The organism is Streptomyces sp. NPDC026672 (genome assembly GCF_040638185.1).
Lineage (GTDB): Bacteria > Actinomycetota > Actinomycetes > Streptomycetales > Streptomycetaceae > Streptomyces.
Map to the genome: position 1 here is coordinate 93,433 of NZ_JBEZXS010000025.1, position 12,787 is coordinate 106,219.

The following is a 12,787-nucleotide window of genomic DNA, read 5'->3' on the forward strand; positions in this document are numbered from 1 at the left end:
CTCCGCTCGATCGGCCGGTCCCACGCGGTCGGTCCTGTGGACCTACTCGACGACCAGGTCCACGTCGATGTTGCCGCGGGTCGCGTTGGAGTAGGGGCAGACCTGGTGGGCCTGCTCGACCAGCTTGCGGCCGGTCTCCTCGTCCAGGCCGTCGGGCAGCTCCACCCGCAGGGTGACCTTGAGGCCGAAGCCCTCGCCCTGCCGGCCGATGCCGACCTCGGCGGTCACCGCGGCGTCGCTGACGTCGACCTTCGCCTGACGGCCGATCAGACCGAGGGCGCCGCCGAAACAGGCGGCGTAACCGGCGGCGAACAGCTGCTCGGGGTTGGTGCCCTCGCCGTTGCCGCCCATCTCCACCGGCAGGGCCAGCTTGACGTCGACCTTGCCGTCGGAGGTGACGGCGCGGCCGTCACGGCCGTGGGTGGCGGTGGCGACAGCGGTGTAGAGCGCGTCCATGGAAGACCATCCCTCTCGGAATCAAACGTTCGGCGTTCCGGCGGTTCCCCGTCCGGCCGCCCTCACGGCCACAAGTAGAGCACACAACTGAATTGCGCACAACTCAATGATGGGCAAGAGCTACCCTGGAGCCATGACCGCCACGACGACCCCCGCCGCGGAGACGGACTGGCTCCGCCTCGACCGCCAGATCTGCTTCTCCCTGCACGCCGCGTCCCGCGCCTTCAACGGCGTGTACCGGGTGATCCTCAAGGACCTCGGGCTCACGTACCCGCAGTACCTGGTGATGCTGGTGCTGTGGGAGCACGGAGACCTGCCGGTCAAGAAGCTCGGCGAGCATCTGCGCCTCGACTCGGGCACGCTCTCCCCGCTGGTCAAGCGGCTGGAGACGGCCGGGCTCGTCCGGCGGGAGCGCAGCACGCGCGACGAGCGGTCCGTGGAGGTGCGGCTGACCGCGGAGGGCGCGGCGATGCGCGAGCGGGCGCTCCGGGTGCCGCGCCGCATCGCCGCGGCCACGGGCTTCGACCTGGACGAGATCAACGAGCTGCGCGAGCGCCTCGACGTGCTCACGACGGCGCTGGACGAGGCGGCCCTGCGGGAAGCAGCGGATCGTCCGTGACGAGCGCGCGGCGGACGTAGAGCCGTACGAGCACCCGGTCGCGCGCCGACTGCTCGCTCAGCGCGAACTCCTCGTTCACGACGTCCAGCTTCAGCCGCTCCCCCGGGTCGCGCGGCCCCGGCGGCAGCACCGCGTGCCGCTCCGCGACCACCCACACCCGGTCCAACCCGGCGAGCCTGCGCCGCAGCACCTCCGGGTCCACCTCCGTGCCGTACAGCGTCCCGGACGCCGGGGCCCGCGCCGCCAGCGCCACGTCCCGCGTCCCGTGGAACGCCCCCGGGTACGCCAGCGCCGTCGCCCGCGCGTGGGACGGCAGGAACAGCACGGGGTCCCCCGGCCGCAGCTCCCGCGCGGCGACGGAGGACACGGCGGCGAGGTTGTCCGGCCGGTGCCCCACGGAACGGTCGGCACGCAGCAGGGGCAGTTGCTGCACGAAGACGGCCCCGACGGCTAGGACGGTGCCCAGGACGAGGGCTCCGGGGGCCATGGGTCGTGCGGCTCGTCCGACGTGTTCGGCACGTCGGGCTCGTCCGGCGGGGCGTGGTTGCTCCGGCGACGGGCGACGGTGCGCCAGTGCCGTGAGCACCCGGTCCGCCCCGGCCGCCACCAGGAGCGGGGCCCCCGCCAGGGCGTACAGCACATAGCGGTCGACGTAGAGCGGGGCCTCCTGGGAGACGAGCATCAGGATCGCCGGGGGGAGCACCGCGAGCGGCGCGGCCACGGCGGCACAGGTCGGCCTGCCGCGCCCGCCGCCCGGTACGCCCCGTCCGCCCAGGCCGCCCAGGCCACCCGGTCCGCCCGGCTCGGCCGAGCCGCCCGACCCGATCAACCCGGTCAGGCCGGCCACGGCCAGCGCCAGGCAGGGCCAGTAGACGCCGGGCGCCGGGCCCACGAACGCGCGCAGCAGGTTCCCCGCGCTGCCCCAGTCCGGCGACCGCACCCAGGCCAGCTGCGCCGACTGCCCGTGCGAGACGGCCACCATCGGCAGCAGCGCCAGGCCGACCGCGCCGGCCGCCCCCGCCCACCCCCGCCACACCCGCGCGGGCACGCGCGTGAGGGCGAGCGTGACCGCGTGCGCGAGCAGCAGCAGGACCGCCAGTTCGTGCAGCAGGCAGGTGAGGCCGAGCACGGCGCCGTAGGCCCACCAGGACCGTCCGCCGCCCTCCGCCACGGCCCGGACGAGCAGCAGCGTCGCGCCCGCCGCCCCGGCCGCGACCAGGGCGTAGGAGCGGCCCTCCTGCGCGTAGTGGCCGGCCATCGGCGTGAGCGCGTACAGCAGCCCGGCCCACAGCCCCACCCGGGGCCGCGCCAGCCGGGTGCCGAGCGCGCCGACCAGACCCGCCGTCAGGGCCGCCGCGCACACCGAGGGCAGCCGGAGCACGACCTCGCCGGGGCCGACCGCGAGGACGGCGTGCATGACCAGGTAGTACAGGCCGTGCACGGCGTCCACCTCGTGCAGCAGCCGCCAGATCTGCGGCACCGTGCGCCGCGCGACCTGGAAGGTGACGGCCTCGTCGCGCCACATGCCGCCCCGGTCGACACCCCACAGCCCGAGCAGGAGCATCACGGCCGCCGGGACGGCGGTGGCCGCGGTCCGGCGGACGTGCCGCGACGGCCGGCTGAGCAGGGGCCCGATGTTCACCACGGCCCGATCTTTTGCGATTAGCCAACCTTTATGGGGTATTGACGGCGTATCAACGCGAACACACCATCCGGGCGGCTTACGCTCCGTTGTGATGAAGCGCAGCCGGCCCTCCCCCGCGCCCCTGTCCGCCCCCTCCCCGACAACCGCACGCCGGTCCGTCGTGACCGTCGTGCCCCTGGCCGTCGCCTGGGCGGCCGGCCGGGCCCTGATGCTGTGGCTGCTGGCCCACGACAGCGCGCCGCGCCTGGGCGGGGGCGCGGTCGCGCGCGAGGTGTGGCGGCTGTACTTCCACTGGTACGGCGTCCTGTCCCACGGCGCCTTCCCGGCGCACGACACGCTCTGGCAGTACCCGCCGGGCGCGGGCGCGGTGCTGCTGGCGCCGGGGCTGCTGCCGGGCCTGACGTACTTCCAGGCGTTCGTCGCCCTCACGCTCGCCGCCGACGCGCTGATCCTGTGCGTCCTCACGCGCGCGGGCACCCGGCCGGGGCGCAGCCTCCTGGGGGCGGCGCTGTGGACGGCGGGCCTGCCGCTGCTGCTGCACGTGCCGCTCGCACGCTACGACGTGACGGTCACCGCCCTCGCCGTCGTCTCCCTGCTGACGCTGTCGCGCTCCCCACGCGTGGGCGGTGCGTTCGCGGCGCTGGGGGCGATGGTGAAGGTGTGGCCGGCGCTGGCGCTGCTGGGGACGCCGCGGGGGCGGGAGACACGGTCGGCGTGGACGTGGGCGACGGCGGCGGGAGCCCTGTCGTTCGTGATCCTCGCCGTATCGTTCAACAATCCTCTGGCGTTCCTGCGGCAGCAGGGGAACCGGGGCGTGCAGATCGAGTCCCTGGGCGGTACGGCCCTCGGTCTGGCGCGGCACGCCGGCTGGCCGGGGACGGTGCGCTACCGCTACGGCGCGATGGAGTTCACCGGCCCGTACGTCTCCACGGTCGCGGACGTCTCCCTCGCGCTGACGGCGGTCGCCTTCGCGCTCCTGCTGCTGTGGCGGGTGCGGGCCCGGCGCTGGAGCGAGGCGACGCCCTTCGACGCCGCGCTGTGCGGCGTGCTGCTGTTCACCGTCACCAGCCGGGTGATCAGCCCGCAGTACATGGTGTGGCTGCTCGGCCTGGCCGCCGTGTGCCTCACCTCCCGGCACACCGTCCAGCGCCCGGTCGCCGCGCTGGTGCTGGCGGCCACGGCGGTCAGCGCGGCCGTCTACCCGACCCTGTACGCCGAGGTCATGCACGGCACCTGGACCGGCTCCCTGCTGATGCTGCTGCGCAACGGCCTGCTCCTGACCGCCGCCGCGCTCTCCCTCGTCCGCCTGTGGCGCTCCGCACGGCCCGTGCCCGCCGCCGCGGTGGCCGAGCCCCGGTCCGCCGTCGGCTCCCGGCCCGACCCGGCGCTCAGCGCCTCCTGAGGGGAGGGCGACCGCCGTGGCCACTGGTGTCCCGTCCCCCTCGGTGAGCGTGGTCGTCATCGGCCACGACGACGCCGCCCACGTCGGCGACGCGGTGCGCTCGGCGCTCGCCCAGGGGCCCGCCGTGCGGGAGGTCGTCGCGGTGGACGACGGCTCGACGGACGGCAGCGCCGATCTGCTGGCGCGGCTCGCGGCCGGTGAGCCCCGGGTGCGGGTGGTGCCCCGGGAAACCAACAGCGGCGGCTGCGGCACTCCGCGCAACACCGGGATCACCGCGGTGACGTCGCCGTACGTGATGTTCCTGGACAGCGACGACGTGCTGCCGACGGGCGCGGTGGACGCGCTGCTCGGGGCGGCGACGCGGGCGGGCGCCGAGGTGGTGGGCGGGCTCTGCGTACGCCGTGAGCTGCCCTCGGGGCGCGAACGCCCGTGGCAGGCAGCGCTCTACGCGGCGCCCACCGTCCTCGCGCGCCCCTCCGACCGCCCCCGTCTGGTGCACGACACGCTCTGCGTGAACAAGCTGTACCGCACCGCCTTCCTGCGTGAGCACGGCATCCGCTTCCCCGAAGGGCGCTTCCTCTACGAGGACTTCGTCTTCACCGCGCGCGTGCTGGCCGCCGGGCCGCGCGTCGCCCTGGTGCCCGACCCGGTGTACGTGTGGCACGTGCGCCGCTCGGCCGCGCGGCTGTCGCTCTCCCTGGACCGGGGGAGCGTGGAGAACTGGAGGGCGCGCACGGAGGCGTGCGCGCTGGCGCACGACATTCTGCTGGGCGCCGGACAGAAGGAACTGGCGCGGGCGGCTCGCGCGAAGTTCCTCGACCACGACCTGCGGATGTACGCGCGTGACCTGGGATCGCGCGATGCGCACCACCGGCGCGCGTGGTGGGCGCTCACACAGGCGCACCTGGCACGTTACGAGGCACCCGACTGGGAACACGACCCCACCACACCCGGTCACCTCCTCGCACGCGTCGTCCTGGAGTCCCCCGAACCCCGCGACCTGCCCCGACTCAGGGAGCTCGCCGCCCGCCCGGCCCGCCTGCTCCCGCCGTACGCACGCGCCCCCGACGGCACCCCGGTCTGGTCCGCCGACCTCCCCGGGGTCCCCCTCGCCCCGCTCCTGACCCGCCCGACCGGCCTCCTCTCCCTGACCGTGGACGCACGCCTCCACCCACGCGCGCGGGTGATGCGACTGCGCCTGCACGAGCTGTACGGCCGGGTGGCACGGGCGGTCCCCGAGACGCTCGAGACCTGGTGGCAACACCGGGAGGACAACCGCACGACCCAGCACCACACAACACCGTTCCCCACGGAGCCGAACACCGTCACGGGAGCGGACGCCGCCACGGAAGCGGAGGGCGCCGCGGAGGCGGAGGGCGCCACGGGAACGGAGTGCATCGCCCGCCCGGACGACGCCCGCTGGTCGGTGGAGGTGCCCTTCGACCCGGAGGCCCTGGGCGCGGGCACCTGGGACCTGCGCCTGCGCGTCCGCTTCCGCGACGGAGCGCACCGCGAGACGACGGCGCACGCCACCACGGACACCACCCGGCGTCACGCCCTCCCGAGCGCCCACCACGGCATCCTGCTGCTCCACCCCTGCGCCACCCACTCCGGCGCCCTGTCCCTACGCGTGGCACCGGGCGTCCGAGGAGCCCTGTCGATCCTCACGGACCGCCTACGACGCCTGACCACCCGAGCCGGGTGAACGGACGACGACGTACGCCCACCCGCACGGAACGCGCCGAGGGCGCGGTGGCCTCGGCCGTCGGCGACATCGGGGGTGTGCCCGCGCGGTGGACCGGGCCGCTGCACGTCCCGTTGCCCGGTCAGGGTCGGGTGCTGCGGGTGAACGACCTCCTGGGACTGGCCCGGCGGCTGGCCGGCTGAGGCCGTCACACAACGGTGTCCGCGGCCGTCACAGGGCCTTCAGGGCCTCCGCGGTGGCGTGGGTCAGGGCCGCGAGGTAGCCCTTGGGGAGCTTGGGGGCGCGGATGACGACCGAGCGCCAGTACAGGGGGCCGGAGATCAGGTCGAGGGCGAGTTCGTCGTCGACGCCCGCGCGGATCTCCCCCCGGCTCTCGGCCGCCGCGAGGATCTTGCTGGCGACGCTCTCCTGACCGTCGCGCAGGGCCTTCTGCATGGCCTCGGCGATCTCGGGGTTGCGGGCCGCCTCCGCCTGGAGGTCCGGGATGATCTGCGAGGCGACGGGGTGGCGCAGCGCGCGGGACGTGACCTCGTACAGCAGCCGCAGGTCGCCCTCCAGGCTGCCGGTGTCCGGGGTGGGCAGGCCCATCACCGCGATCGCCGAGACGACGTCCAGGACGAGGTGCAGTTTGGAGCGCCAGCGGCGGTAGACGGCGGTCTTGCCGACGCCCGCGCGGCGCGCGATGCCCTCGATCGACATGCGCGCGTACCCGACGGACGCCAGTTCCTCGAAGACGGCCGCGCGGATCGCCTCGGTCACGTCCTCACGCAGGACGGCGGCCCCGGCGGGGGTGCGTCGGCGCGGACGCGGCTGGGGCTCGTCGGCGTTCGTCATACCGTCCAGCATAGGGCGTTGCGACGAAACGGTTGCGTCCTGACGCCGGGCGCGTTGCGCGGAAACCGCACGTCGTCCCCGCACCCGCCTGCCCCGCCCGAACACACCGAAACCGCCCCCTCCCCGGCGTCACGACGATACGGTCCCGTCCCCACGCCCATCCGCCACGACGAAACGGTTGCGTTCCGACGCCCACAGGTCCTACGCTCGCGTTGCGACGATACGGTCCCGTCCCGACGTAAGAAAACGTGAAGAGAAGCGTAAGGAAACCCGGAGACGGACTCCCCGCCGACCGGATGCGCGCACCCCCACCCCCCTAGCGAAAGCAGCGGATGTGAGCCAGGTCCTCCACACACCGCCCCCGACACCCGTCCCGGCCGACGACGACCTCACCGCGCTGGCCGCCCGGCACGGCCTCGCCGTCAGCGGCGCCCGCCCCTCCCTCACCGAGTACGTGCGGCAGCTGTGGGCACGGCGCCACTTCATCGGCGCGTTCGCCACCGCCAAGCTCACCGCGCAGTACAGCCAGGCGAAGCTCGGCCAGGTGTGGCAGGTCATGACCCCGCTGCTCAACGCGGCGGTCTACTACTTCATCTTCGGCGTGCTGCTCGGCACCAAGCACGGCGTGCCGGACTACATCCCGTTCCTGGTGACGGGCGTGTTCATCTGGACCTTCACCCAGAGCTCGATCATGGCGGGCACCCGGGCGATCTCCGGCAACCTCGGCCTCGTCCGGGCGCTGCACTTCCCGCGGGCCGCCCTGCCCATCTCCTTCGCGCTCCAGCAGCTCCAGCAGCTGCTGTTCTCGATGGCCGCCCTGGTGGTCATCCTGCTCTGCTTCGGCGTCCCGGTCACCCTGTCCTGGGTGCTGGCCGTACCGGTGCTGGTCCTCCAGTTCACCTTCAACGCCGGCGTCTCGATGATCATGGCGCGGATGGGCGCGAAGACCCCGGACATCGCCCAGCTGATGCCGTTCGTGCTGCGCACCTGGATGTACGTCTCCGGTGTCATGTGGAGCATCGACAACCTCACCTCCAAGGACGACCTGCCGCACATCGTGGCCGTCGCCCTGGAGACCAACCCGGCCGCCGTCTACATCGACCTGATGCGGTTCGCCCTGATCGACAGCTTCCACGCGAGCCAGCTGCCCCCGCACGTGTGGGCGGCGGCAACGGGCTGGGCCCTGATCGCCGGCGTCGGCGGCTTCATCTACTTCTGGAAGGCTGAGGAGACGTACGGCCGTGGCTGACACCTCGAACGACCGCATCCCCACCGTCATCGCCGACGACGTCGACATCGTCTACCGGGTCAACGGCACCGGCGCCGGCCGCGGCAGCGCCACCGCGGCCCTCAACCGGATCCTGCGCCGCAAGCAGGCCGAGAAGGCCGCCGGCGTGCGCCGGGTGCACGCCGTCAAGAAGGTCTCCTTCATCGCCTACAAGGGCGAGGCGATCGGCCTGATCGGCACCAACGGCTCCGGCAAGTCCACCCTGCTCAAGGCCGTCGCCGGACTGCTCCCGGTGGAGAACGGCCACATCTACACCCACGGCCAGCCCTCGCTGCTCGGCGTCAACGCGGCCCTGATGAACGACCTCACCGGCGAGCGCAACGTCTTCCTCGGCGGCCTCGCGATGGGCATGTCCCGCGAGCAGGTCAAGGAGCGCTACCAGGAGATCGTCGACTTCTCCGGCATCAACGAGAAGGGCGACTTCATCACCCTGCCCATGCGCACCTACTCCTCCGGCATGGCGGCCCGGCTGCGCTTCTCCATCGCCGCGGCCAAGGACCACGACGTACTGCTGATCGACGAGGCGCTGGCCACGGGTGACCGCTCCTTCCAGAAGCGGTCCGAGGAGCGCATCCGGGAGCTGCGCAAGGAGGCCGGCACGGTGTTCCTGGTCAGCCACAACAACAAGTCCATCCGCGACACCTGCGACCGCGTCCTGTGGCTGGAGCGCGGCGAACTGCGCATGGACGGGCCGACCGAAGAGGTCCTCAGGGAGTACGAGGCGTTCACCGGCGACAAGGCCGCCAAGCCCGCGCCGAAGGCCGCCCCCAAGCCGCCCGCGCAGGCCACCCGGGAGCCGAAGGGCAGCACGCCGCAACCGGCGGACAAGAAGGTCGCGCTGCCGTCCTGACCTCCACCCACCGGCCCAACTCCACCCGCCCCCTTCGTCCGATCGGTGCCACTATGGCCTGAATGGCGAGGTCCGACGGAGACGTGAAGGAGTTGCCGCGATGCCCGAGCTGAGCGTCGTCGTCCACGGCCCCGACACGCGGGGCCGGTTGACCGAACTCCTCGACTCCCTGGACGCCCGGCCGCTGCCCGACGCCGAGGTGATCGTCGTCGCCGTCGGGGACCGGGCCCGGGAGGCGGCCGAGGGGCACGCGCCGGGGACCGTGGTGCTGCCCCTGCCCGACGGTACGGACGACGCCGCGGCGCGGGCCGCGGGCGCCGCCCGGGCGTCCGGGCGCTGGCTGCACTTCGTCCACGGCAAGGACGGCCTGCCCGCCGGCGCCGTCCGCCTGGTCGCCGAGCGCGTCGCGGAACTGCCCGGCACCGTGGACGTCCTGCTGTTCGACCACGTCCGCAGCACCTGGGAGAAGTCCGGCCTGCGCTCCTGGGACGGCCGCACCCTCGCCCGCGCGGGCCGCGCCGACCTCACCCTCGACGACGCCCCCCACCTGCTGCGCCTCACCCCGCTCCTCGGCAACCGCGCCCTGCGCACCGCGTTCTGGCACACGCACCGGGAAACGCTCGGCGCCATCGACGAGCCCGGTGCCGCCCACGCCACCCTCCTGCTCGCCCAGCGCGTCGCCTGCCTCGGCCAGGTCGCCTACGAGGACCGCGCACTGCGCCCGCAGAGCCTCCCGCCGGTCACCGCCGAGCAGCGCTACGCCCTCGTCGACCGCTACGAGACCCTGCTGGACCTCGCCAGGGACCGCCCCGCCGCCCGCGCCGTGCTCTACGACGTCATGGTCCGCGACCTGCTGCGCACCTTCGCCCGCGAGGACCTGCCCGACCCGGTCGCCCGGGAGTTCTTCCGCCGCTCCTCCCTGGCCGCGGTCCGCTGGCGCCCCGACGGCCCGCACCGCCCGCCCGGACTCGAAGGCGTCCGGCGCGCCCTGCTCGAAGAGGGCGCCTACACCAGGTACCGCGCCTTCCAGGCCGCCAACCGCGCCCGCAGAAAGGCCCGCAAGGCCGTCCGCACGCACAAGCGCCGCCTCGGCACCAAGCTGCGCGAGCACCGGTACCGGCGGGCGCTGCGCCGACCGATCGACCCCGACCTGGCCGTCTTCTCCGCGTACTGGGACCGCGGAGTCACCTGCAACCCGGCCGCGATCGCCGCCGAACTCGCCGAACGCGCCCCGCACATCCACCAGGTGTGGGTCGTGAACCGGCGCGACGCCGCGCTCCTGCCGCCCGGCACGGACCACGTCGTCCCCGGCAGCCGCCGCTACTGGGAGGTGCTGGCCACGGCCAAGTACCTCACCAACAACGTCAACTTCCCCAACGCGGTGGTCAAACGCCCCGGGGCCGTCCACCTCCAGACCCATCATGGCACCCCCCTCAAACGCATGGGCCTGGACCAGATGGACCACCCCGCCGCGGCCAAGGGCTTCAACTTCGCCTCGCTGCTCGCCCGGGTCGACAAGTGGGACTACAGCGTCAGCGCCAACAGCCACTCCACCCGCATGTGGGAACGCGCCTACCCCTCCCGCCACACCTCCCTCGACCACGGCTATCCGCGCAACGACGTGTTCTACTCGGCGACCGCCGCCGACGTCCGCGCCGTCCGCGACCGCCTCGGCATCGCCCCCGGCCGCACGGCGATCCTGTACGCCCCCACCCACCGCGACTACGAGGCCGGCTGGACCCCCCGCCTCGATCTCGCCGCGTTCGCCGACCGCCTCGGCGAGGACACCGTCCTCCTGGTCCGCGCCCACTACTTCTACGGCGGCACGGCCTCCCCGCCGGCCGGACTGCGCCGCACGGGCCGGATCATCGACGTCTCGACCTACGACCCCGTCGAGGAACTCGCCCTCGCCGCCGACGCGTTGGTCACGGACTACTCGTCGATCATGTTCGACTACGCCAACCTCGACCGCCCGATCGTGATCTACGCCGACGACTGGGAGACGTACACCACGGCCCGCGGCGTCTACTTCGACCTGATGGCCGAGCCACCGGGCCGGGTGGCCCGCACCCAGGAGGAACTGACCGAGGTCTTCACCTCCGGTGCCTGGCGGGACGAGGGCGCCGCCAAGGTGCGGGCCGCGTTCCGGCGCCGCTTCTGCGAGTACGACGACGGACACGCCGCCGAACGTGTCGTACGCCGGGTGTTCCTCGGCCAGGGCGAGGAGTCGCTGCCCCCGGTGATCCCCCTGGAGGACCGCACCCCGGCGCCGACCCCCGAGGAGGCCACGGCATGAACCCCGACGTCACGGTGACCGTGATCACCTACAACGACGTCGCCCGCCTCCCCCGCGCGGTCGACTCGCTGCGCCGCCAGACGCACACCGCCCTCGACATCGTCATCAGCGACGACCACTCGACGGACGAGACCCCGGACGTCGCCCGCGCGCTCGCCGCCCGCGACGAGCGCATCCGGTATCTCCGGCTGCCCGAGAACAGCGGCGGGTGCAGCGCCCCCCGCAACCGGGCCCTGGAGACCGCCCGGACGCCGTATCTGATGTTCCTGGACAGCGACGACGAACTCCCGCCGCGCGCCGTCGAACTGCTGCTCGCCGCCCATCGGGAGCGCGACGTCGACTTCACGATGGGCGCGGTGCGGCGGGTCCGCGCGGACACCGGCCACCACTCGACGTGGATGCCCCACCTGGTGGCCGAGCGCCGCACCCTGAACGGCATCGGGGACGACCCCCGGCTCCTGTTCGAGCACCTGGCGACGAGCAAGATGTACGCCAAGGCGTTCCTCGACCGGCACGGTCTGCGCTTCCCCGAGGGCATCCACTACGAGGACCAGTTGTTCTCCGCCCAGGCGTACTGCCTGGCCAGGGCGTTCACCATCATCCCTGACCCGGTGTACCTCTGGTACATAGCCCCGTACGCCACCGCCGACGCGGCCTCCATCTCCAACCAGCGCGACCGGCTCCCGAACGTCCGCGACCGCGTCCATGTCCAGCGCCTGATCGACGAGTTCCTGGCCGGCAGCGGCCATGCGGCGCTGCGCGAGGACAAGGACCACAAGTTCCTCAAGCACGACTTCCGGATGTACGCCGGCGACCTCCCCTACCGCGACGAGCGGTGGCTGTCCTCCTTCGCCGAGATCGTGAACCCCTATCTCGCCACGCTCGCCCCCGGCGCCTACGCCCGGCTGCCCCGCCCGGAGCGGGCCGTCCTCCAACTGGTGCGCGACCACCGCCTGTCCGAGGCCCGGTCGGCGGCGCGCGGCCTCGGCCACGGGGTGGCCCCCCACCGGGTGACGACGGACCCGGCGGACGGCACGGCCTACTGGGGCACCGGGGTGCCGGAGTCGGCGTGGTCGCGCCGCGAACTGGACGTCACCGACCTGGAGTTGGACACCCGCCCCTTCCCCAGCGCCCTGTTCCGGCACGAGATCACGGACCTGGCCCCGGGCCCCGGAGCCCACCTCGACCTGCGGATCCGCACCTACGACCCCGGCCTTCGGCTCTCCGTGGGCCCCCAGCGCGCGGCCCTCCTGCTGACGCCCTTCCGGCGGCGCCTCACGGTGCCCTTCCGGCTGACCCCGGTCGGCCCCGGTGTCTTCGAGGGCGAGGTCCGCCTCGACCTGGCGGCCGCGCGGGTCCCGCTGTACGGCTTCGCCGGCGTCCGGCACCCGCTGCTGCGCATCGAGCAGCAGGGCCTGTCCCACTCGGGTGTGCTGCTGGCCCCGCTCTCCTTCCCCACGCTCAGGACACGGATCGACCACCACTCCGGGGCCGCGCCCCATCACGTCACCGTCGAACCCGAGGGCCGAGGCCCCGGCCGCCTCCAGATCCGCTGGCGTCCGGCAGGCGTCTCGGCCCATGTCATCAGGCCCCTGGCCCGCCGCGTCGCCCGCCCGAAGGTGCGCCGCGCGGTGAAGCTCGTGGCGAGCGCGCTGAAATAGCCTCACCCACCCCCGCCCGAGGGCCCTCACC

Annotated in this window: 11 protein-coding genes; 8 read left to right on the forward strand and 3 right to left on the reverse strand. The window is 73.5% G+C overall.

Annotation, left to right across the window (positions count from 1 at the left end):
• Positions 1-42: 42 nt before the first annotated feature.
• A complete protein-coding gene (locus AB0F77_RS26970) occupies positions 43-456 on the reverse strand; it encodes an organic hydroperoxide resistance protein (RefSeq protein ID WP_361953851.1) in 414 nt (137 codons plus the stop codon).
• A gap of 133 nt (positions 457-589) precedes the next feature.
• Between AB0F77_RS26970 and AB0F77_RS26975 the strand changes: the two genes are divergently transcribed.
• Positions 590-1,075: a MarR family transcriptional regulator gene (locus tag AB0F77_RS26975; RefSeq protein WP_361953854.1), complete on the forward strand. Its 486-nt coding sequence runs from the start codon at positions 590-592 to the stop codon at positions 1,073-1,075.
• Here AB0F77_RS26975 and AB0F77_RS26980 read toward each other — a convergent pair.
• Positions 1,023-2,720, reverse strand: a complete 1,698-nt coding sequence (locus AB0F77_RS26980; RefSeq protein ID WP_361953857.1) for a glycosyltransferase family 39 protein — start codon at positions 2,718-2,720, stop codon at positions 1,023-1,025. The two genes, AB0F77_RS26975 and AB0F77_RS26980, sit on opposite strands and share 53 nt — an antisense overlap.
• A 91-nt stretch (positions 2,721-2,811) precedes the next feature.
• On the opposite strand from AB0F77_RS26980, the gene AB0F77_RS26985 reads away from it, so the two are divergent.
• From AB0F77_RS26985 to AB0F77_RS26995, 3 genes are read left to right on the forward strand one after another with little or no spacing between them, the layout of a single operon-like run.
• The gene (locus tag AB0F77_RS26985; RefSeq protein ID WP_361953859.1) at positions 2,812-4,122 is read left to right on the forward strand and encodes a glycosyltransferase family 87 protein; all 1,311 of its coding nucleotides are present in this window, start codon (positions 2,812-2,814) and stop codon (positions 4,120-4,122) included.
• Positions 4,123-4,138: 16 nt separating this feature from the next.
• Positions 4,139-5,827, forward strand: a complete 1,689-nt coding sequence (locus tag AB0F77_RS26990; protein WP_361953862.1) for a glycosyltransferase family 2 protein — start codon at positions 4,139-4,141, stop codon at positions 5,825-5,827.
• Positions 5,824-6,009 carry a hypothetical protein gene (locus tag AB0F77_RS26995; RefSeq protein WP_361953865.1) on the forward strand — a complete coding sequence of 62 codons (186 nt, stop codon included), beginning with the start codon at positions 5,824-5,826 and terminating at the stop codon, positions 6,007-6,009. Before AB0F77_RS26990 ends, AB0F77_RS26995 begins: the two co-directional genes overlap by 4 nt.
• A gap of 28 nt (positions 6,010-6,037) precedes the next feature.
• Here AB0F77_RS26995 and AB0F77_RS27000 read toward each other — a convergent pair whose 3' ends face one another.
• Positions 6,038-6,673: a TetR/AcrR family transcriptional regulator gene (locus AB0F77_RS27000; RefSeq protein ID WP_361953868.1), complete on the reverse strand. Its 636-nt coding sequence runs from the start codon at positions 6,671-6,673 to the stop codon at positions 6,038-6,040.
• A 322-nt stretch (positions 6,674-6,995) separates the two neighbouring features.
• On the opposite strand from AB0F77_RS27000, the gene AB0F77_RS27005 reads away from it, so the two are divergent.
• The 4 genes from AB0F77_RS27005 (at position 6,996) to AB0F77_RS27020 (ending at position 12,756) form a co-directional block, all read left to right on the forward strand.
• On the forward strand, positions 6,996-7,910 hold the full coding sequence (locus AB0F77_RS27005; RefSeq protein WP_361953871.1) for an ABC transporter permease: 915 nt from the start codon (positions 6,996-6,998) through the stop codon (positions 7,908-7,910).
• Positions 7,903-8,799, forward strand: a complete 897-nt coding sequence (locus AB0F77_RS27010; RefSeq protein ID WP_361953875.1) for an ABC transporter ATP-binding protein — start codon at positions 7,903-7,905, stop codon at positions 8,797-8,799. Before AB0F77_RS27005 ends, AB0F77_RS27010 begins: the two co-directional genes overlap by 8 nt.
• A gap of 100 nt (positions 8,800-8,899) precedes the next feature.
• Positions 8,900-11,095 carry a CDP-glycerol glycerophosphotransferase family protein gene (locus AB0F77_RS27015; RefSeq protein WP_361953877.1) on the forward strand — a complete coding sequence of 732 codons (2,196 nt, stop codon included), beginning with the start codon at positions 8,900-8,902 and terminating at the stop codon, positions 11,093-11,095.
• Positions 11,092-12,756, forward strand: coding sequence for a glycosyltransferase family 2 protein (locus AB0F77_RS27020; RefSeq protein WP_361953880.1), 1,665 nt, complete (start codon positions 11,092-11,094; stop codon positions 12,754-12,756). The genes AB0F77_RS27015 and AB0F77_RS27020 overlap by 4 nt, the downstream gene beginning before the upstream one ends.
• Positions 12,757-12,787 lie beyond the last annotated feature (31 nt).